The sequence below is a fragment of the Nocardia veterana NBRC 100344 genome (assembly GCF_000308855.1).
Classification (GTDB): domain Bacteria; phylum Actinomycetota; class Actinomycetes; order Mycobacteriales; family Mycobacteriaceae; genus Nocardia; species Nocardia veterana.
The window spans coordinates 1-19618 of sequence record NZ_BAGM01000130.1; the positions used below are offsets into that span (position 1 = coordinate 1).

15 protein-coding genes and 1 pseudogene are annotated in these 19618 nt (G+C 68.0%); 9 read left to right on the plus strand and 7 right to left on the minus strand.

Annotated features, from left to right (window positions below):
* The 5 genes from ON37_RS24925 to ON37_RS24945 all read left to right on the plus strand — a co-directional run.
* The coding region (locus tag ON37_RS24925) for a helix-turn-helix domain-containing protein (protein WP_040722753.1) at window positions 1-272 on the plus strand (272 nt) is incomplete at its 5' end.
* Window positions 273-308: 36 nt separating this feature from the next.
* Window positions 309-1469 (plus strand): hypothetical protein, encoded by a 1161-nt coding sequence (locus tag ON37_RS24930; protein ID WP_083893262.1) that lies wholly within the window; start codon window positions 309-311, stop codon window positions 1467-1469.
* A 168-nt stretch (window positions 1470-1637) separates the two neighbouring features.
* Window positions 1638-3029: a S1 family peptidase gene (locus ON37_RS24935; protein WP_083893263.1), complete on the plus strand. Its 1392-nt coding sequence runs from the start codon at window positions 1638-1640 to the stop codon at window positions 3027-3029.
* Between the two features lie 167 nt (window positions 3030-3196).
* Entirely contained in the window at window positions 3197-4543 is a 1347-nt protein-coding gene (locus ON37_RS24940; protein WP_051032015.1) for a S1 family peptidase, read from the plus strand.
* 135 nt (window positions 4544-4678) lie between these two features.
* The gene (locus ON37_RS24945; protein WP_040722754.1) at window positions 4679-5581 is read left to right on the plus strand and encodes an NRDE family protein; all 903 of its coding nucleotides are present in this window, start codon (window positions 4679-4681) and stop codon (window positions 5579-5581) included.
* A gap of 104 nt (window positions 5582-5685) precedes the next feature.
* Here the strand turns inward: ON37_RS24945 and ON37_RS24950 are convergent, their stop codons facing one another.
* On the minus strand, window positions 5686-6447 hold the full coding sequence (locus ON37_RS24950) for a DUF8020 domain-containing protein (RefSeq protein ID WP_245553449.1): 762 nt from the start codon (window positions 6445-6447) through the stop codon (window positions 5686-5688).
* Between the two features lie 547 nt (window positions 6448-6994).
* Between ON37_RS24950 and ON37_RS24955 the strand changes: the two genes are divergently transcribed.
* Window positions 6995-10054, plus strand: coding sequence for a heterodisulfide reductase-related iron-sulfur binding cluster (locus tag ON37_RS24955; protein ID WP_040722779.1), 3060 nt, complete (start codon window positions 6995-6997; stop codon window positions 10052-10054).
* Between the two features lie 229 nt (window positions 10055-10283).
* On the opposite strand, the gene ON37_RS24960 is transcribed toward ON37_RS24955, so the two are convergent.
* The 4 genes from ON37_RS24960 to ON37_RS24970 all read right to left on the minus strand — a co-directional run bounded on the left by ON37_RS24960 (window position 10284) and on the right by ON37_RS24970 (window position 12367).
* Window positions 10284-10961: a DUF8020 domain-containing protein gene (locus ON37_RS24960; protein WP_040722780.1), complete on the minus strand. Its 678-nt coding sequence runs from the start codon at window positions 10959-10961 to the stop codon at window positions 10284-10286.
* A gap of 16 nt (window positions 10962-10977) precedes the next feature.
* Window positions 10978-11124, minus strand: coding sequence for a hypothetical protein (locus ON37_RS33120; protein ID WP_157171577.1), 147 nt, complete (start codon window positions 11122-11124; stop codon window positions 10978-10980).
* A 32-nt stretch (window positions 11125-11156) separates the two neighbouring features.
* Window positions 11157-11825, minus strand: a complete 669-nt coding sequence (locus ON37_RS24965) for a DUF8020 domain-containing protein (protein WP_040722757.1) — start codon at window positions 11823-11825, stop codon at window positions 11157-11159.
* A gap of 131 nt (window positions 11826-11956) precedes the next feature.
* The gene (locus ON37_RS24970; RefSeq protein ID WP_210741289.1) at window positions 11957-12367 is read right to left on the minus strand and encodes a hypothetical protein; all 411 of its coding nucleotides are present in this window, start codon (window positions 12365-12367) and stop codon (window positions 11957-11959) included.
* Between the two features lie 308 nt (window positions 12368-12675).
* Between ON37_RS24970 and ON37_RS24975 the strand changes: the two genes are divergently transcribed.
* From ON37_RS24975 to ON37_RS24985, 3 genes and pseudogenes are all read left to right on the plus strand, one after another.
* Window positions 12676-14013 (plus strand): NsdA family TPR-like regulatory protein, encoded by a 1338-nt coding sequence (locus ON37_RS24975; RefSeq protein ID WP_083893264.1) that lies wholly within the window; start codon window positions 12676-12678, stop codon window positions 14011-14013.
* A 69-nt stretch (window positions 14014-14082) separates the two neighbouring features.
* Window positions 14083-15366 carry a pyridoxal phosphate-dependent aminotransferase gene (locus ON37_RS24980; RefSeq protein ID WP_051032016.1) on the plus strand — a complete coding sequence of 428 codons (1284 nt, stop codon included), beginning with the start codon at window positions 14083-14085 and terminating at the stop codon, window positions 15364-15366.
* Window positions 15367-15911: 545 nt separating this feature from the next.
* Window positions 15912-17144: pseudogene (locus ON37_RS24985) on the plus strand (YibE/F family protein); the annotation flags it as partial.
* Window positions 17145-17701: 557 nt separating this feature from the next.
* Here ON37_RS24985 and ON37_RS24990 read toward each other — a convergent pair.
* Window positions 17702-18928, minus strand: coding sequence for an MFS transporter (locus ON37_RS24990; RefSeq protein ID WP_051032017.1), 1227 nt, complete (start codon window positions 18926-18928; stop codon window positions 17702-17704).
* Window positions 18929-19006: 78 nt separating this feature from the next.
* Window positions 19007-19618 carry a TetR/AcrR family transcriptional regulator gene (locus tag ON37_RS24995; RefSeq protein WP_040722760.1) on the minus strand — a complete coding sequence of 204 codons (612 nt, stop codon included), beginning with the start codon at window positions 19616-19618 and terminating at the stop codon, window positions 19007-19009.

Below are 19618 nucleotides of genomic sequence, written 5' to 3' on the forward strand. Positions count from 1 at the left end.
GGCCGCCCGCGGCGCCGGACCGGGTCCCGGCCGATCCGAGCGCGGCGTCACCGCAGCCCGCCGCGGCCTCGGTACTCAGCGAGCGCGAACGTGAGGTCGCCGAACTGGTGCTGCTCGGGTTGACCTATCGAGAAATCGGCGCTCGGCTGTACATCTCCGCGAAGACGGTGGAGCATCATGTCGCGCGGATTCGGCGTCGAATCGGAGCCGGGTCGCGTTCGGAGTTATTGTCGATGCTTCGCGCTATGGGACACGGTTCGCTACTCGTGTAGACCCCGCGCTCGAGACACCGAAGCGAGGTAGTGAGGATGGCCACAGGGGTGGGCCTGCGGATCGCCGAGGACGAATGCATCGCGGCGATTGTCACCGGTGGCGGCGACACCGACGAGACGTCCGAACCCCTGTTCATCACCCGTGAATCGGTGCTGCACATGTCCGACGACGGGGATACCGCGCTCGGCGGCACCGCCCCGCCCGGACATACCCACTCGATCACCGGGTTCGTCCGCGCGATCGGCGATCCGGCCGGTATCCCGGTGGACGACGGGGAGGCCTTTCGGGCCGAGGACCTGTTCGCGACCGCGGCGTTCTGCCTGATCAACCTGGCGAGCGACCATCTGAACGGACCGGCGGAGTTCTATGCCGCCCATCCCGCCGACTGGCCGCCCGAACACGTCCGCGGGGTGCGCGAGGCACTGGACTACCTGGGCCTGCGGTCGGTGGTCCTGGTGAGTGAGGGCGACCTGCCGCCCGCCGACGACATCCGCGGACACGCCGGCAATGCCGCCCGAGCGGCGCTGGCCACCGTCCTGGCGACACCGGCCGGTGCCACTCCGCCCGATCCCACTCCACCCGACCCGGCCGCCGGCGACATCGCACTGGTGTCGACCGATGTCCTGCCCGCGGTGCCGGCTTCGACCACCGCCCAGGCGTATTCGGCCGCGGTCCCGGTCCAGACGCCGACGCCCGAGCCGGCGGCGACGGTCGCGGCCACCATGGCCGCACCGGTGACCGACACGGCCCCCGAGCCGAAGAAGAGCCGGCGCACCGCGATCCTGATCGCGGCGGCGGCCGCGCTGGTGGGTCTCGCGCTCGGCGGGGTCGCGGCGGCGATGATGCTCCGCGACGATCATCCGGCTCGGCTGCCCGCCACGGTGTCCGGTGCCGCCGAGGCGACCACGACGGTCACGACGACGGTCGCCGCACCGGCGCCGCCCCCACCACCGCCCGCGCTCACCACGGTGGCGCCGGCGCCGCCGGAGACCACCACCGAACCCACCACGACCACACCGCCGCCGTCGTCGTCGACATCGGTCACGCCGACACCGACCACAACCCCGGAAACCACCACGCGGACCAGCCCCACGACTCGGACGCGCACCACCACGACCACACCCGACCCGCTCGACGAAGTGCCGGGATTCTCCTGGCCGACGGGCGTTCCGCGACCGTGGAATACCGGGTCGTGATGATTTCGTAGCGAAACTCACGCTGTTGTGGCCTAAAGTGATGCGCTGACCGGTCGTTGTGGGATCTCCCCACCGGCGGCCGGTCGGCTTGTTGGTCGAGGGCTGTTGCCACCCAATGGTTTACCGCCTCAGGGTGGCCGGCACACATGTGCCTGACGAAGGGACTTCATGCGCAAGTTGGCGGCGCGTCGCGCCACGGTCGGACGCGCTTCGGTGGCACGCGCGTCGGTGAAAGCAGCTGCTGTCGCTCTCGCGTCCACTCTCATTCTCGGCCCGTGGTGGGCCACCTCGCCCGCGCTGGCCGATCCGGCACCGGCCCAGCTGCCCGCGGACAAGTTGCCGCCCGAACTGGTGCAGGCCATCGGCCGCGATTTGAAGATGTCGCCGGCGGAGTATCTGGAACGCGCGGCCCGCGCCCAGCAATTGCGCGACTACGCACGCGAATTCCGGTCCGAACATCCGGAGGCCTTCGCCGGCGCCTGGATGGGCGCCGACGGTAAGCCGATCATGGCGGTCACCTCCCTCGATGCCGCGCGGATCGCCAACTCCGCGGGGTATCAGACCCGGCTCGCCCCGATTTCGGCGGACAACCTGGAGAGTTCACTGGACCAGCTGGTCAAGTGGATCGGCGGGCTGCCGCGTGAGCTGTCGGCCGGAATCAATTCGGTCGCCATCGATTTCCTCAACAGTCAGCTCGTTCTCTCGGTGGCCAACACCCCGGCCGGACATCTGCTGAACCTGCCGACCCTGATCGCCAACATCAAGGTCGTGCTCTCGCCGGAGGGCGGCGGCCCGGTCGAACATCGCCCGATGGCCGGTGACACCTACATCAGCGCACCGACCTCGCTCGACGACTCCGCGCTGAAGTCGGTCGACGTGTGCTCGTTCGGCTTCAACAGTGTCGACGCCGCCGGCAACGCGCTGAACATCAGTGCCGGACACTGCGATCCGAATGTCGGTAAGGGCAATGCCGAGGCCGGTGTCTACCTGCCGAACATCCGCAACCTGAAGGCCAGTCAGCAGCTCGGCACCTTCGTCAAGGCCCAGCTGGGCGGAAGCACCGGTCTGGACTATTCGGTGATCAAGCTGAACGACCGGGCGATCAGCGCCGGGATGGATCAGCCCTCGGTGCGCGGCGCCAACGGCACCACGCTGACCCTCACCGGCACCGCCGAGCCGATCACCGGCGCGCCGATCTGCAAGTCCGGTCAGTCCTCCACCTTCACCTGCGGTTTCGTGGTGGCCGACCGGGTCGAGACCCAGTTGTACACCGCCGAGGGCGAATCCAAGACCGTCCGCGGTTTCGCCAGCTCCGCCTGCACCCTGGGCGGGGACAGCGGCGGCGCCATCGTCTCGGGCACCCTGGCCCTGGGCATCACCAGCGGCTCCAACGCCGCGGACGCGCCGGACTGCAAGGCCGCGAACATGGATCTCGCCCAGTACGGCGGCACTGCCACGCTGGGTATCCCGATCCGGCAGATTCTCAGTGACATCGATGCCAACTCCGGCGGCGGAATCGGCGCCGGAATCACCGTCCGTACCCGTCCGAACGTCGGCTGAGCTGCCTCGCGTCCGCCGGGGTTCGCGCGCGTTCGCGAACTTCGGCGGGCTCGGCGCGGGTGAACGCCCGGTGACGCACCGGAGTCGGTATCCGGTCTGTCCCGTGTGAGTTCGGCCAAACTCCGCGACGAGTAGGCATAGCCGCCCAAACCCCATATAGTCGCCTCATGCTCCTGCCACGCATCCGACTTTCGTCCGCCGCGGGACGTGCCCCGCGCACCCGTCTCCGTAGCGCGGCCGTCGCCGCCTCGGCGGCGGTTCTGGTTCTCGGGCCGCTCGCCGCGACCTCGTCCGCGGACCCCGCGCCCGCCCCGGCCCCGAACCTGCCCGCCGACCTGGTGGCGGCGGTGCAGCGCGATCTGAAGATCTCGCCGCAGGAGTATCTGCATCGCGCCGACGTGGCTCAGCATCTGGCGGCCTTCGCGACCACCGCGCAGCGTCAGTTCCCGCAGGTGTTCGCGGGCGCGTGGCTCGACGACGCCGGTAAGGCCGTGGTGGCGCTGGCCCCGGGCCAGGGTCTCGACGACGCCAAGAAGGCCGCTGCGGACGCCGGATTCGGCGTCAAGGACGTGGCCAAGAGCCAGACCGTGCTGCGCAGCGAGAAGAACGCCTTCCAGCAGTGGCTGTCGGGTCAGCCGGAGCCGATCCAGCAGGCGGTGCGCGGCGTGGTCGTCGACACCGTGAACAACAGCATCGCGGTACGGGTGGACAAGGCCGGCGTGCCGATGCCCGGCTTCGTCGATCCGGCGCATGTGATCGTGATGGCCGCCCCGCCGGTCGGCCCGCCGGAATCGGACTCGCAGGTGCAGCCGATCGCCGGCGAGCAGCCGAATGCGCCGCGGGCGGGCGGTGACGCCTATGCCTCGGTGGCGGGCAAGATGCAGCTGGTCTGCTCGACCGGTTTCAACGGTGTGGACCGCAACGGCGATCCGGTGAATATCACTGCCGGACACTGTGATCCGAACATTCCGGCCGCGGGCACCGCGAATGCGCCCGGCATGTTCGAGTTGCTGCCGGGCAACCACCTCGGTAGCCAGCTCGGCACCTTCCAGAAGTCGGTGCTGGGCAACCAGGACTACTCGATCGTCGCGATCGACGCCGGCAGCCGGGACCGCTTCGCCAACAACCTGGTCCGGGTGCCCGGTGCGGCTCCGATCGCGATCACCGGCGTGGCCGATCCGGTGGTCGGCGCCCCGGTCTGCAAGTCGGGTTCGCGCACCGGTTTCAGCTGCGGTGTGGTCAACGCCGTCGACCAGACCGTGCAGGTCGGCGACCGTGATCTGACCCAGTCGTTCTCGGCGAATATCTGTGCGCTGCCGGGTGATTCGGGTGGTCCGATCGTGACCGGCACCATGGCCCTGGGCATTTCCAGTGCCTCCTCGGTCGCCGACTACCCGTTCTGCGAGATCCCCAACCTGATCGGCGCCCTGACCGGCGACGCACCGCAGCTGTTCGCCCAGCCGGTGAATCAGGTGCTCTCCGACAACCCGGGGCTGCGGGTTCGCACCAACTGAGGCAGTAGTCGATCGAAGGCCCGGCAGCGATGCCGGGCCTTCGTCGTGTCCGGGGGCCTCGCACGTGCCATCCGGGGCAGCTCGGCGGCAGTATCGAGTGGTTCGGCGCGTGCGGACCTGGTGCATGCTGGTGGTATGTGTCTGGTGTTGATCGGGTGGCGCGCGCATCCGGAGTATCGGCTGATCGTGGCGGCCAATCGGGACGAGTTCTATACGCGCCCAACCGAATCGATGCGCTGGTGGTCGGAGCGACCGGGCCTGCTCGCGGGCCGGGATCTCGGTGCCCCGAACGGTGTTCCCGGGACCTGGCTGGGTTTGCGACCGGAATCGAGGCGCTTCGCCACCGTCACCAACGTGCGAGGCCCGGCGGAGGGGCGCATCGACGCCCGCTCGCGGGGCGCGCTGCTGATGGACTATCTGTCCGGCACCTCGACGCCGGAGAAGTTCGTCCGCGGAACCGCTGCCGACGCCGACGACTACAACGGCTACAACCTGGTCGTGTCGGATCTGGAGGCGCTCTGGTGGCACAGCAACCGGAGTGCGGCCACCCCGCTGGAACTGCGCCCGGGCCTGCACGGACTGTCCAATGCCGCCCTGCTCGGCTCCGCGGTCGCCGGCTCTCGCACGGTCGAGGCCGTGGCCGAACCACCGGATCCCATCGCGAACGGGACCGACGCCGAGGCGGAGCCACGGTGGCGGGTCGACACCGACACCGGCGCCGCGGCGTGGCCGAAGGTCCGCGACGGTTTGCGAGATCTGCATGCGGTGATCGGGTCGCCGGAGGTGAGCGACTATTTCGCCGTCCTGGCCGACCGCGCCGTCGCCCCCGATGCCGAGCTGCCGCAGACCGGCTTACCGCTGGAGCGGGAACGTTCGGTATCGGCCCGCTTCGTCGCGAACGATTGGCACGGAACCCGCTGCAGCACAGTGCTGTTGGTACGAGAGGACGGTCATTTCGTCATGGCCGAGCGTTCGTTCGCCGCCTTCGGCGAACCGCTCGGCGAGGTCGACTACACCGGGCAGCTCGATATGCGCTGACCGCGACCCGGTGGAGCACGGAAACGACGACGGCCCGCCTTCCGAATCGGAAGGCGGGCCGCCTGCGACCGGTGCCGGATGATCACCGGCACCGCGTCGGAAAACTACTTCGGCTGGTTGGCCTGCTGCTGCTGGCCACTCGCCGCCGCCATGGCCGCATCCGACCACTGGCTGGTGCCGTCCGGCGCCTGGATCGTGTTGAGCAGCTCCACGCCGGCCGCGATCAGGGTCGGGCCGCCGGCCACGACGGTGCCCACGATGCCACCGACACCCGCGCCGGTCACCAGGCCGGGAATGCACCCCGCCGGCAACGTGACGACGCAGCCGATGACCGCGCCGATCGCGGTGCCGATGAAACCGCCGATGGCGGTCGCCAGGCCGAACTTGGTGCCGAAATCGCTCATCGCCCGCTGGTTTTCGATCGGCGAGGCGACATCCTTCAGCACCGGCTTATCGGCCTTGATGGCCGTCTGCTGTCCCGGCTGGGTCTCCTGGACGGCAGCCACCGGAGCCGCGGCGACGGGCTTGGTCAGATCGACGTTCGCGGGCCTGTCCGGAGTCAGCTCCAGAACGGTGCCGCTCTCCTTCAGAACCGGCTTCACCGGGATCGGCACGCCCGCGATCCGGAAGTCGATCGGCATCTCCAGGGCCACGTTGCCGGCCTGGTCCTTGATGTCGACGACCTGCTGCTTCTGGTCAGGGGTGGCGCCCTGCCGCTCGACCAGCTCGAAGGTGCCGTTCTTGAGCTTGGTGACCACCGTCTTGTCGACGAGTTTGGCGGAGTAATCGATCCCCGGCTTGGCGTCGGCGGCCGGAGCCGGGGCTGGGGCAGGGTCGGCGTTGGCAGTTCCCAACGCCACGGTCATTGCGCCGATGACCATAGCGGCGACCGCAGTACCTCTGCGGAGCTTCATTCGGTTTCCAATCCGTCATCAGGGTTTGCCGCACGCAACTTCTCCGCGAGAGCCCACGCATCCGTCAGGTCGCCGATCTCGATTTCAAACCTGTCGGACCTCCCCGAGCAGTGTGAAGGTGCACACAGCAAGCAGGACGCCGTGAGCTTAGTCGAATCGACCGACCAAAAGCGAGAATTGTTATGGGACCTAACAATTCGCCGCGAATTTCCGCCCGATTCCGGCGAGGTTCAAGTAAGCCTGTCCTGGCTCCAGCACCGGATTTGCCGGGATTTACCGTGGTAGCCGACCGCGCGCACGCCAAAACCGCAGCACAACGCGTGAGAACGGTCACACCGCATGCCCGGCCGAGTCCTTCACCTGGGGGCGCCCGACCGGCGATCATACGGTGGACAGATAAGTTACCGGCGGGTAACTTACTGCCCGTTACGATACGAGCAACCACGGCGGCTTCAGCCCGGTCGCCGAAATGCTCGTGGAACCGAAGGAAGGTCGCGACATGAATGCCCTGACAGTGACGCTGGGCACGATTGGTGCGGTGCTCAGCCTGGTGTGCTGGGCGTCGTTCATCGGCGGCGTATGGAAGATCGTCAGCGCGATCCGGGTCGGCCAGCCGGCACCGGATCGCTGGCGGCCGTTCTTCCCGCGCTTCAAGACGATGCTGGTCGAGTTCATCGCACATACCCGTATGAACAAATTCCGCACCGTCGGCTGGGCGCACTGGCTGGTGATGATCGGATTCATCACCGGTGCGATCCTGTGGTTCGAGGCCTACGGTCAGACGTTCGACCCGGAATTCCACTGGCCGATCATCGGTAATTGGGGCGTCTACCACTTCTGGGACGAGCTCATGGGCATCGGAACCGTGGTCGGCATTCTGGTGCTGATCGCCATCCGCCAGCTCAACCACCCGCGCGTGCCCCAACGACTGTCGCGCTTCAGCGGCTCGAAATTCGGCCCCGCCTACCTGATCGAGGCGATCGTGCTGATGGAGGGCCTCGGCATGATCTTCGTCAAGGCCGGAAAGATCGCGCTGAACGGCGAGGGCAACCCGGCGACCGACTTCTTCACCATGCATGTCGCCGAACTTCTGCCCGCGAACGCGACCATGGTGTCGATCTTCGCCTTCATCAAGCTGATGTCGGGTATGGCGTTCCTGTACTACGTCGGTCGCAATGTCACCTGGGGTGTGGCCTGGCACCGGTTCGCGGCGTTCCCGAACATCTACTTCAAGCGGGAGGCCGACGGCGGCGTCGCCCTCGGTGCCGCGAAGCCGATGATGTCCAAGGGCCGTGCGCTGGACATGGAGAACGTCGACCCCGACACCGACACCCTGGGCGCCGGGCGGATCGAGGACTTCTCCTGGAAGGGCTGGCTGGACTTCACCACCTGCACCGAATGTGGTCGCTGCCAGAGCCAGTGCCCGGCGTGGAATACCGGTAAGCCGCTGTCGCCGAAGCTGCTGATCATGTCGCTGCGCGATCACGGTGCCGCCAAGGCGCCGTATCTGCTGGCCGGTGGCCGTAAGGATATGGGCGGCGACGAGGTCGGTCTGGTCGACGCCGAGGGCAAGCCGAACGAAGCCGCGCTGGCGAAGATTTCGGAGGCGGCCAAGGCCGAGGCCGAGCGTCCGCTGGTCGGCGGCGAGGACGTCAACGGCATCATCGATCCCGAGGTGCTGTGGTCCTGCACCACCTGTGGCGCCTGCGTCGAGCAGTGCCCGGTCGATATCGAGCACGTCGACCACATCATCGATATGCGTCGCTACCAGGTGCTGATCGAGTCGGAGTTCCCCTCCGAGTTGGCCGGCCTGTTCAAGAACCTGGAGAACAAGGGCAACCCCTGGGGCCAGAACGCCAAGGATCGCCTGAACTGGATGTCGGAGCTGGACTTCGATATTCCGGTCTTCGGCCAGGACGCGGACAGCTTCGACGGTTACGAATACCTGTTCTGGGTCGGCTGTGCCGGCGCCTACGAGGACCGCGCCAAGAAGACCACCAAGGCCGTGGCGGAGCTGCTCGCCACCGCGGGTGTGAAGTTCATGGTGCTGGGCGCCGAGGAGACCTGCACCGGTGACTCGGCTCGCCGCGCCGGTAACGAATTCCTGTTCCAGCAGTTGGCGATGCAGAACATCGAAACGCTGAATTCGGTCTTCGAGGGTGTGGAGCCGTCGAAGAAGAAGATCGTCGTGACCTGTGCGCACTGCTTCAACGCGCTGAACAACGAGTATCCGCAGGTCGGCGGCACCTACGAGGTCGTGCACCACACCCAGCTGCTGAACCGCCTGGTGCGGCAGAAGAAGCTCGTCCAGGTGAAGCCGGTGTCGGAGAAGGTCACCTACCACGACCCCTGCTACCTGGGCCGGCACAACAAGATCTACAACGCGCCCCGTGAGCTGATGGCCGCCTCGGGCGCGAAGGTCACCGAAATGCCTCGCCACGGCGAGCGCTCGATGTGCTGTGGCGCCGGTGGTGCCCGCATGTGGATGGAGGAGCAGCTCGGTAAGCGAGTCAACCTCGATCGGACCGACGAGGCACTGGCCACGTTGGACGGCGGCAACTCGCCGTCGCTGATCGCCACCGGCTGCCCCTTCTGCCGCGTGATGCTCACCGACGGTGTGACCGCGCGCAAGGATTCCGGCGAGGTCGGCCAGGGCGTCGAGGTCGTGGACGTCGCGCAGCTGATGCTGCAGTCGATCGACCGGGTCGAGCCGGCGGCGCTGTCGGAGAACCTGAAGGTGATCCAGCAGCCCAAGGCGCCCGAACCGGTCGCCGAGACCGCGCCCGCACCGGCCGCCGAGGCCGCGGCAACCGAGGCGGAGGCGGCCCCGGCCGAGCAGGCCGCCCCGGCCGCACCGGCCGCCGGCAAGGGCCTGGCGATGATGGGTGGCGGTAAGGCACCCGGCGGCAAGGGACTCGCCATGAAGGGCGCGGCAAAGGCCCCGGGCGCCAAGGCAACTCCGAAGCCCGAAGCGGCCGAGGCGAGCGCGGAAGCGCCCGCGGAGGCTCCGGCCGCGAAGCCGGGCGGACTCGCCATGAAGGGCGCCGCCAAGGCACCCGGCGGCAAGGGACTCGCCATGAAGGGCAAGGCGAAGGCGCCGGGCGCCAAGCCCGCAAGCGCGGCCCCGGCCGAGACTGCCGCCGCGGCACCCGCATCGGAGGCACCCGCGGAACCGGCCGAGTCGACCCCGACCGCCACCGGTCCCACCGAGACCAAGCCGACCGTGGCGCCGAAGGGTCTGGCGATGAAGTCCGGCTTCAAGCGCCCCGGCCCGAAGGCACCGAGTGCGGCCGAGCCCGTCGCCTCCGAACCCGCCCCGGCGGCAACGGAATCCGGTAACGGTGCGGCCACCGAAGCCGAGCCGGACACCGAGGCGGCGAACACGGCCGCCACCGGCACCGAGTCGGCCGACACCGCGGCGACGAATACCGAGGCGTCCACCCCGGAGCCGACGGAGTCGAACGGCAGTACCGGCAACGGTGCGGTCGCGCCCCCGACGGCCAAGCCGGGCGGGCTGGGCTTCAAGGCCGGAGCGAAGGCGCCGGGCCGCCGGAAGTAGTCACCACAGCACGAAGGGGCGCTGCCGATTCGGCAGCGCCCCTTCGTTTTTCGCCTTCGGTTCGCGCAGATACCTCGCTGAACGGTGGTCCGAGGTGACAGCAGGCGATAGGCGGCGCCGGTGGACATCGCACCGGCCCGGCGGCCGGGACCGACCGGCAGCTCCCCTCACGAGCCGGATTCCGGGGCCCCGGGCGGGCGCCCCGGAATCTCGGTGCGACGCCGAATTCCTAGTTGCCGTTGGCCCCTTCGGCCCACTTGGTGGTGCCCGGCGGGGCCTGCAGGGTGTTGATCAGGTCCATACCGGCGATACCGAGCGCCGGCCCGCCGACCGCGATGGTGCCGAGGATGCCGCCGATGCCCGCACCGGCGATCGCCGCGGGGATGCAGCCGATGGCCAGCAGCGGCAGGCCGAGGATGCAGCCGGTGATGCCGCCGACCACGACTCCGATGGCGGTGCCGACGAATCCGCCCACTGCCGTGGCGATTCCGAACTGCGTGGAGAATTCGTTCATCGCCCGCTGATTCTCCAGCGGGGACGCGATCGGGCGAACCGCGACCGGGTGATCGGTCGTCATGGTCTGCTGCGGGGTCAGCTCCAGCACGGTCCCGTTGTTCTTCACCACGGGCTTGACCGGAATCTGGGCCTCGTCCACCCGCACATCGGTGGGCAGACTGACCACCGTAGCGCCGTGGGAATCGGTGATCGCGTAGGACTTTTCGTCCTGCGCGAGCCGGAAGGTCCCCCCTTGCAAGGTCGTGACGACGGTTTTGTCGACCAGCTTGACTGAGTACTTGATTCCGCCCTGGTCCGGCGCGGGGGCCGGGTCGGCGTGGGCGGTGGTCAGCCCGGCGGTCATTGCGCCGATCAGCACAGCGAAGGCCGCCGTGAGGCTGCGGATTTTCATGCGAATGTCCATTCCATCATCGGATCTCGGTGCCCGCCCCCTCGACGAGCACCATCACCCCGGCCGGCTGCGATACTCCCGACAGGTCGCACCGCAGCCGCACACAGGTGCGCAGATAGTACGTGGCGAGCCCTACCGACAGACCGCCCAGTACTGGGGACATTCACTGTGCCGACGATCGCGGCATCGTGAAAATTACTTGTCTTCAGCCCATTTCGTGGTTCCCGGGGCGGCGGACAGGGTGCCGATCACATCGAAGCCGGTGATCGCGAGCGCGGGCCCGCCGATCGCGATCGTGCCGAGGATGCCCCCGATGCCCGCACCCGCGACCGCCGCCGGGATACATCCCACACCCAACAGCGGCAGGCCCAGAATGCAGCCGGTGATCCCGCCGACGACGGCACCCACCGCGGTACCGAGGAAGGTGCCGACCGCGGTCGCGATTCCGAACTTGGTCTCGAAATCGTCCATGGCGCGGTGGTTTTCCAGCGGCGACGCGACCGGCCGCACGGTCACCGAGTCCTGTGCTGGAACGGTGCGCTCGGGTGTCAGTTCGAGGACGGACCCGTCGTTGTTCACCACCGGCTTCAGCTGCACCGCGGTTCCGGCGACACGTACTTCGGTCGGCAGCGATACCACCGTCGAGCCGTGGCTGTCGGCGATCTCGTAGGACTTGTGGTCGGCGGCCGGTCGGAAGGTGCCGCCTTTCAGCGTCGTCACCACGGTTTTGTCGACGAGCTTCACGGAGTAGTCGATCGCCGCGGGGTGGGGTGCGGCGGCCGGATCGGCATGCGCGGCGGTCAGCCCGGCGGTCATGGCACCGACGACCAGAGCGGATACCGCCGTAAGGCGCTGGAGCTTCATCCGTCAATCTTAAACAGTGCCATGTCACAATATGGCCAGAATCTGAAGATCGAACGTTCCGAATCCGGGTCCGCCCCCGACAGGCAACGAGGCGGACCCGGATCGGCAGCGGCGAGGACCGGTCTGCGGGTTCAGTCCTCGCCGCCTCTTCCCACCGCCAGCGCCGTCGTGACGACTATCGATAGGGGTGGAAGTTCCGGATCGGGCGCCGGTGGCACCACCCAGTGGCAACCCTCACGAGTCCAGCGCCCCAGGCTGGTCGGCATCATGATCTCGCCTCCGGGAGATGGAATCCCGATGTGCAGCCGCTGCAGGATCTCCGATACCTGCCCGCCCGGCCGGCTGTCCGGAGTGACCAGAAAACTCCATCGCACCCGCCGGGCGAGCACCGGGCCACAACACTCGTGCGCTTCGAGCGAGCGACGCACCCGCTCGGCGCGTTCGGCCGGTAGATGAACGACACCGACTCGATCGGTGACCGGCAGGGTGACGAATCCGCCGCGCTGAATACATGTCAGACCGGCCAGATGCCGATAGAACATGACCCAATCGTCGGCGGTCCTGAGCTTTTCGACATTCACGGCTTCCCGACCTTCACGGCGACGTTCTCGATCCGATTCAAGGGTCCCGCCACTGCGTCGTCCCGGAAACGCCCGCACGCGCGCCCAGCGCTGCCCTTTCACTGCCCATACCGCTGCGACCAGCCGATTCCCAAGTACCAGCTCGATTTCGGGTGTGGCCGTGGTCACCATCCGCTCGTACTCTGGAGACCAGTTCGCGCGGAAGGGATGACATCGTGGTCCGGCAGTGGTCAGGTAAGGAAGCCCGTGCCCTCCGCGATGCCAAACGGATGAGCATCCGGGAGTTCGCGGCCCATCTCGGGGTACACGAACGCCTGGTGTCGAAATGGGAGGCCGGCGGTGCCAAGGTGCATCCGCGTCCGGTCAACCAGGCCGCGCTGGACACATCACTCGCCAGGTCCGACGAAGTCGTGCGGGCACGGTTCGCGGCCATGATCGATCAGCCCGTTATCGATCGGCCGGAACCGGAATTCGAGGTGTGCCACCGCCATTCGGCGCACAGCAGGTATTCGAGCGACGCGGAACTTTTGGCACTCGTAGACGCCGGTGCGATGAGAGGTGATGCGTTAGCAGAGATTTCGGAGAGGGATCTGATCATGGCGGCTGCCCACGAAGCCAGCGAGCACGCCGGTCGCGCCGAGGCAAGCAATGTCGGCGCCTCCACCCTGGAACAGCTCGACGCCGATGCCACCCGCATCGCGCGAGAGTACGTCCACGTGCCGCCGGTTCCGATGATGGTCGAGATGCTGCGGGTACGCCGGCGGGTGTACCGGTTGCTCGAGGGCCACCAGAAGCCCGCGGACACAAGCCATTTGTATCTGCTGGCCGGAACGCTGTCGGGGCTGCTGGCCAATGCCAGTACCGATCTCGGACATCTCGACGCCGCCGGCGAACAGGCCCGCGCCGCCTGGGCCTATGCGGAATTGTGCGGCCACAACGGATTACGCGCGTGGACCCGCGGCATGCAGGCGCTGATCGAATACTGGTCGGAACGGCCGCGGCGGGCGGTGCTGTTGGCACAGAACGGCCAGCAGTACGCGGAATCGGTCACCGCCAAGGTGCGGCTGCACAATATCGAGGCTCGCATCTGGTCGAAGCTGGGCAACGCGGCCGATGCCGAACGCTGCATCCGCGCCGCCGAGGCCGCGCGTTCGGGTACCGGCACCGATGACCTGCACGACGAGACCGGCGGAGTGTTCGGCTTCCCGGAGGCCAAGAGTCACTACTACGCGGGCGCGACCTATATCCATCTGGGTCAGGCCGAACCGGCGCTGACCGAGACCCAGCGCACCATCGAGCTGTACAGCGGCGGCCCGCGCGAACAGCGCTCCTACGGGGCGGAGGCGCTGGCCCGGGTGGACAATGCCGCGGCCCAGCTGATCAACGGCAGCCTGGACGGCGCCGGCGACGCCCTGCGCCCGGTGCTCGAACTGTCCGAGGATCGGCGCATCGCCCAACTCGAGGAACGGCTGACCGGCTTACGCCGCCGGATCGCGGCCCCGCGGTTCCGGGATGCGGTCGAGGCCCGTCGCCTCGACGAGCGGATCGAGGAGTTCTGCGGAACCACGGTCGCCACCGGGATGCTGCCGGCCAATCCGCCGACCTGACCGGCGATCGGGCGGGCCGGCGATGTGACCGCCACAACGTCGATCCGGCGCGGTGGCGGTGCCTCGGTTATGTGGTTGCGGGGCGGTGGCACCATTGAACAGGTGAGCCCTACCAGTCAGTCACCGCATCGGCCGCCCCGGATTCTGGAGCAGTCCCTCAAACTCCAGAACGTTCTCTACGAAATCCGTGGGCCTGTACACGCACATGCGGCACGACTGGAGGCCGAGGGTCATCGCATCCTCAAGCTGAACATCGGTAATCCGGCGCCGTTCGGTTTCGACGCACCCGACGTCATCATGCGCGACATGATCGCGGCGCTGCCCTATGCGCAGGGCTATTCCGAATCGAAGGGCATCCTGCCCGCGCGGCGTGCCATCGTCACCCGCTACGAGCTGGTGGCCGGCTTCCCGGAATTCGATGTGGACGACGTCTACCTGGGCAACGGCGTCTCCGAACTCATCACCATCACCATGCAGGCGCTGCTCGACAGCGGCGACGAGGTGCTCATTCCGGCACCGGACTATCCGCTGTGGACCGCGATGACCAGCCTGGCCGGTGGCACACCGGTGCACTACCTGTGCGACGAATCCAACGGCTGGCAACCCGACGTCGCCGATATCGAATCCAAGATCACCGACAAGACCAAGGCCCTGCTGGTGATCAACCCCAACAACCCCACCGGCGCGGTGTATTCGGCCGAGGTGTTGCAGCAGCTGGTGGACCTGGCTCGCAAACATCAACTGCTGCTGCTCGCCGACGAGATCTACGACAAGATCCTCTACGACGACACCAAGCACATTTCGCTGGCGACCTTGGCGCCCGACCTGCTGTGCCTGACGTTCAACGGGCTGTCGAAGGCGTATCGGGTGGCCGGATACCGGTCCGGCTGGCTGGTCATCACCGGCCCCAAGGAGCACGCCGCGGGTTTCCTCGAGGGCATCGACCTGCTGGCCTCCACTCGGCTGTGCCCGAACGTGCCCGCTCAGCACGCGATCCAGGTTGCCCTCGGCGGCTACCAGAGCATCGAGGACCTGATCCTGCCCGGCGGCCGGCTCCTCGAGCAGCGCGATGTGGCGTGGGAGAAGCTCAATATGATCCCCGGCGTCTCATGCGTGAAGCCGAAGGGTGCGCTGTATGCGTTCCCCCGATTGGATCCCGAGGTCTACGAGATCCACGACGACGCGAAGCTGGTTCTCGACCTGCTGTTGCAGGAGAAGATCCTGATGGTGCAGGGCACCGGCTTCAACTGGCCGCACCACGATCACCTTCGCATCGTCACCCTGCCGTGGGCCCGGGACCTGGCCGTCGCGATCGAACGATTCGGCAACTTCCTCGCGAGTTATCGGCAGTAACCGGAGCGGTCGACGCCCGCCCGGGGGCGTCGCCAACAAAACAAACCGGGAGTACGGAGAACTGAGGTTTTTGACGACTTCACTGGCGCAAACTTCGAACTTTTGTGTACAGTAGTCCTCGGCACTCACAGTGCCCGGCCGAGCCGCCTACCCCCCTGGGCCGCTCGGCCCTGGATTCGGCCGCCTACCCCCTGGGCCGTCGGATCCCTTTCGGGCGGCGGAGACATCCCCCTGCTCTCCGCCGCCCCTCCCCCCTGTACCGCCTCTCCGAGTATTCAGGCCAGGTTCGAGTGCGGAGTTCTCTGCGTTGGCGGCCGGCGGATGTTCGGTTGGTTCTGTTGGCCCGTGCCCGGTGAGTTACCCATGTTCTTGCGTGATCAGGTGTGCGGTTGCACAAATGTTCGGGTGCACATGCGAACTCGCTGGGAACGAGTTGACAGGGCCGTCCGGGGCCGCCGAAGTTCACGTGCGCCTGAATCCGGCCAAAGTACGCAGGGACGCAGCACAAGCTGCTGTTGAAAATACTTTCCTTTAAGCTCGCTGCGGTGAGCGAGCATCATCATCACCATCATGACCATTCCGGGCCTATTGCTATCGGGGCTACGGCGGCTCGGGTGGTGGTGGGCGTACTCACCGCGATCGGGGTGATCGTCGTGATCGCCATGATCTGGTTGTGGCCCAGCCGGCAGCACGTGGATATTCCGTTGCCGATGCAGAACGGCGGCGGTGGGGCGGTGCAAACCGAGGCCGGCACCGTGGTGATGCAGGATCTGGGGCCGTGCGGCAGCCCGTCGAACGGGCGGGCGTTCCCGGATACGCCGCAACCACCGCCGACCAATTCGTATACCTGCCAGCGCAGTCTCGTCTCGATCGACTCAGGACCGAGCAAGGGCAGCCACACGCTGCTCGAGCTCGCGCCGGGGCCCGGACAACCCGATCTGCACGCCGGTGACCACATTCGGCTGGTACGGCAGGACGATCCCAGCGGCACGACCATCTACTCCTTCGACGACTACGCCCGGGGACTGCCGCTCCTGCTGATCGCCATCGTGTTCGCGGTGGTGATCGTGGCGGTGGCGCGCTGGCGCGGCCTGCGCGCGGTGCTCGGATTGGTGTTCGCGTTCGGGGTGCTGGTGGTGTTCCTGTTGCCCGCGCTGCTCGACGGGAAACCCGCGCTGCCGGTCGCGTTGGTTTCGGGGGCGCTGATTCTCTACGCGGTGTTGTATCTGGCGCACGGGGTGAATCTGCGCACCAGTTCGGCGCTGCTCGGCACCTTGAGTGCGATGGTGCTCGCCGCGGTACTGTCCTGGGTCGCGCTGGAGGTCACCCACCTCACCGGTTTGTCCGAGGAACAGAACACCAATGTGGCCACCTACCTGCAGCACGTCAGTATCACGGGGCTGCTGCTGGCCGGATTCATCATCGGTTCGCTCGGTGTGCTCAACGACGTCACCATCACCCAGGCCTCCGCGGCCTTCGAGTTGGCCGCGCTGGACGAGGATGCCACGCGCCGTGAGGTTTTCGCGGCCGCGATGCGGGTCGGCCGGGACCATATCGCAAGTACCGTCTACACCCTGGTCCTCGCCTATGCTGGTGGTGCGCTGCCACTGTTGCTGATGTTCTCGGTCGCCGGGCGGTCGATCCGCGACGTGCTCACCGGCGATGCGGTCGCCATCGAAATCACCCGGTCCGCGGTCGGCGGTATCTGCCTGGCGCTCTCGGTCCCGCTGACCACGGCGATCGCGGTGTTGCTGGCCCGCCCCTTCGGCCGGTCCGGCGACGAGGACGACTACGAGCCCGAACCTCGCCGCACCCGGGCGGCAGCCAGCGCGCGCCGGGCGTCCGAAACCACCGGTGGCCACCGCCGCGTCGAGACCACCGGGAGCCACCGCCGCGTCGACGAGCGCGGCGCGACCGCTACGGGTGGTCAGCGACGCGTAGTCCGCGGCGCCCCACCGAACGCCCGCCGTGGCCCGGAATCCACCGGCGCGCAGCGGCGTATCGGCCGAGGCGGTGCGGAGCCCACCGGCGGCCACCGCCGTGTTCCCGGCGATTCGGAATCCACAGGTGAACAACGCCGCATCCCCGGCGGCGCGGAACACACCGGAGGCCGTCGCCGCGACCCCAGCGCTGCGGAAACCACAGGGGGACACCGCCGTATCGATCGTCGGCCGCCGGAGGCCGCGGGTGGCACCGGCCGCGAACGGATACCGAGGCCGGGGCGGCCGGCCGAGGGCCCCCGCGCCGGCCGGCCCACCCGTCCGGCCCGTCCCGATGCCGACCCCCGGAACCGTGACGAGGGCAGACAGCCCAGACGGCCCTGGCCCACAACGGATTACGAGGACTGACGGCTTCGTACCACGGCCGCGGTGCGGTCTCCGCCCCGCCGGGCCGCGGTAGCCACCGCCGCGACAGCGATCGCGAGTGCCGAGACCGTCGCGGTAGTCGACCATCCGAACCAGCTCACCGCCGCCGCGCCGAAGGCGGTACCCGCACTGCCCCCGACGAAGTACACCACCATGTAGGCACTGTTGTAGCGGGCGGGTGCGCCCGCATCGATGGCGAGCACCGTGCTCTGATTGGCCACCTGCGCGGCGAACAGCCCGGCATCGAACAGCCCGAGACAGACCAGCGTGAGCATCGTATTCGGCAGCGCCACAACGAGAGTCGCCGTCGCCAGGCCCGCGAGGACCAGCCCCGCCAGAACAACCCGGCGGGCACCGACCCGATCCGTCCACACTCCCGCGATCCGGGTAGCGGCGACGCCGAGCAGACCGGCGAAGGCGTAGAGGCCGATTCGCTCGGACGAGTAGGAGAACGGCGGCTGCGCCAGCGCCGCCGCGAGTCCGGCCCATACGGTGCAGAAGGCGAAGAACCACAATGTGCCGCGCAGCGCCGCCGATCGCAGCGCGGGGTGACGACTGAACAGCACCGGCAATTCTCGCAGCATCGTCAGATAGCCGGTGGTCACGGTGCCGGTCGCAGCGGGCAATGCGATCAGTGTCGCTGCCGCGAACATCGCACATGCCACGGCGAAGAGGAGAAGCATCCCACGCCAGCCGACCGCCTCGGTCAGCCAGCCACCGGCGATGCGGCCGACCAGGATGCCGGCCGAGATCCCGGCGGTCACCGTTCCCAGTACCGTCGCCCGCCGACTCGGTTCCGCGAATCGTCCTGCGACAGAACTCAGTTGAGCACCCACCGCGGACGCCGCGCCGATCAGACCGATCATCGGTCCGAGCAGCCAGACCGTCCCGGCCGCCGCTGCGAGCGCCGACGCCGCGCCGAGCACACCGAATTGCAACGCGATCACGACCCGGGGCGGGTGCCGGTCCACCAGCGGAACCAGCAGGGCCAGGCCGAGTAGATAGCCGACCGGCCCGCACGCCAGCGCGAAGCCCATCTCCGCCACGGATATTCGCAGCGATGCCGCCACCGCCCCGATACCCGGCTGCAGCACGTACATGGTGGCGGTGCCGAGCCCGGCCGCCACCGTCATGAGGCCGACGACGGAGGTGCGCAGCACCGGATCACGCGTTTCGACGAGCAGGTGATTGTCCATGCGGACGACGCTAGGAACCGGGCTCGGGCGGTGCTGGCGTCAATCGGACACGACCGTCCGAAGTCGCGAACATCCGAGTCAGTGGCGTGCCGAATCCGGTCGGTCCGAGTCGAGTCCCATGGCGGCGAGGAGCCGATCCGCGTACCCGGCGTCGACGGTTTCCCCGCTGACCAGCAGTCGGTAGTACAGCGCCCCGTAGATCAGGTCGATGGTGATGTCGGGGTCGAAGTCGGCCGGGAGCCGACCGGCGGCTTTGCCGGACGTGATGAGTTCGCCAACCTCCGCGCGGCGGCGGGCGAGGAACCGATCGCGCAGTGCCGCAGCCAATTCCGGGTCGTGCTGCGCCGCGGCGACCAAGGCGACGAACGGGCGGCGGGCCTCGGGGTCGCCCATCAATGTCGCGACCCGGCGGACCGTGGTGCGGAGCCGGGTCAGTTCATCCCCTTCGGCCGGAACGCTCATCCGCTCGGCGAAGGCGTCGGTGAACGCGTCCATGAGCACGGCCGCCTTGGTGGGCCACCACCGGTAGATGGTGTTCTTGCTGACCCCCGCGTGGGTGGCGATCTCGTCCACGCTCAAGCCCGGCAGGCCGCGATCGGTCAGCAGCTCCCGTGCCGCGGCGAGCACCGCTCGCCTGGATCGCTCACTGCGCGGCCGGCCCGGACCGCGCCCCTGCTTCGACGCCACCAT

Bases quoted from the DNA above. Each gene is read 5' to 3' on its own strand.
- ON37_RS24975 (WP_083893264.1), top strand. From the start codon at position 12,676: ATGAGCATCCGGGAGTTCGCGGCCCATCTCGGGGTACACGAACGCCTG.
- ON37_RS24990 (WP_051032017.1), bottom strand. From the start codon at position 18,928: ATGGACAATCACCTGCTCGTCGAAACGCGTGATCCGGTGCTGCGCACC.
- ON37_RS24970 (WP_210741289.1), bottom strand. From the start codon at position 12,367: ATGTTCTATCGGCATCTGGCCGGTCTGACATGTATTCAGCGCGGCGGA.
- ON37_RS24950 (WP_245553449.1), bottom strand. From the start codon at position 6,447: ATGACCGTGGCGTTGGGAACTGCCAACGCCGACCCTGCCCCAGCCCCG.
- ON37_RS24940 (WP_051032015.1), top strand. From the start codon at position 3,197: ATGCTCCTGCCACGCATCCGACTTTCGTCCGCCGCGGGACGTGCCCCG.
- ON37_RS24960 (WP_040722780.1), bottom strand. From the start codon at position 10,961: ATGAAAATCCGCAGCCTCACGGCGGCCTTCGCTGTGCTGATCGGCGCA.
- ON37_RS24995 (WP_040722760.1), bottom strand. From the start codon at position 19,618: ATGGTGGCGTCGAAGCAGGGGCGCGGTCCGGGCCGGCCGCGCAGTGAG.
- ON37_RS24980 (WP_051032016.1), top strand. From the start codon at position 14,083: ATGTGGTTGCGGGGCGGTGGCACCATTGAACAGGTGAGCCCTACCAGT.
- ON37_RS24965 (WP_040722757.1), bottom strand. From the start codon at position 11,825: ATGAAGCTCCAGCGCCTTACGGCGGTATCCGCTCTGGTCGTCGGTGCC.
- ON37_RS24945 (WP_040722754.1), top strand. From the start codon at position 4,679: ATGTGTCTGGTGTTGATCGGGTGGCGCGCGCATCCGGAGTATCGGCTG.
- ON37_RS24930 (WP_083893262.1), top strand. From the start codon at position 309: ATGGCCACAGGGGTGGGCCTGCGGATCGCCGAGGACGAATGCATCGCG.
- ON37_RS24955 (WP_040722779.1), top strand. From the start codon at position 6,995: ATGAATGCCCTGACAGTGACGCTGGGCACGATTGGTGCGGTGCTCAGC.
- ON37_RS33120 (WP_157171577.1), bottom strand. From the start codon at position 11,124: ATGTCCCCAGTACTGGGCGGTCTGTCGGTAGGGCTCGCCACGTACTAT.
- ON37_RS24935 (WP_083893263.1), top strand. From the start codon at position 1,638: ATGCGCAAGTTGGCGGCGCGTCGCGCCACGGTCGGACGCGCTTCGGTG.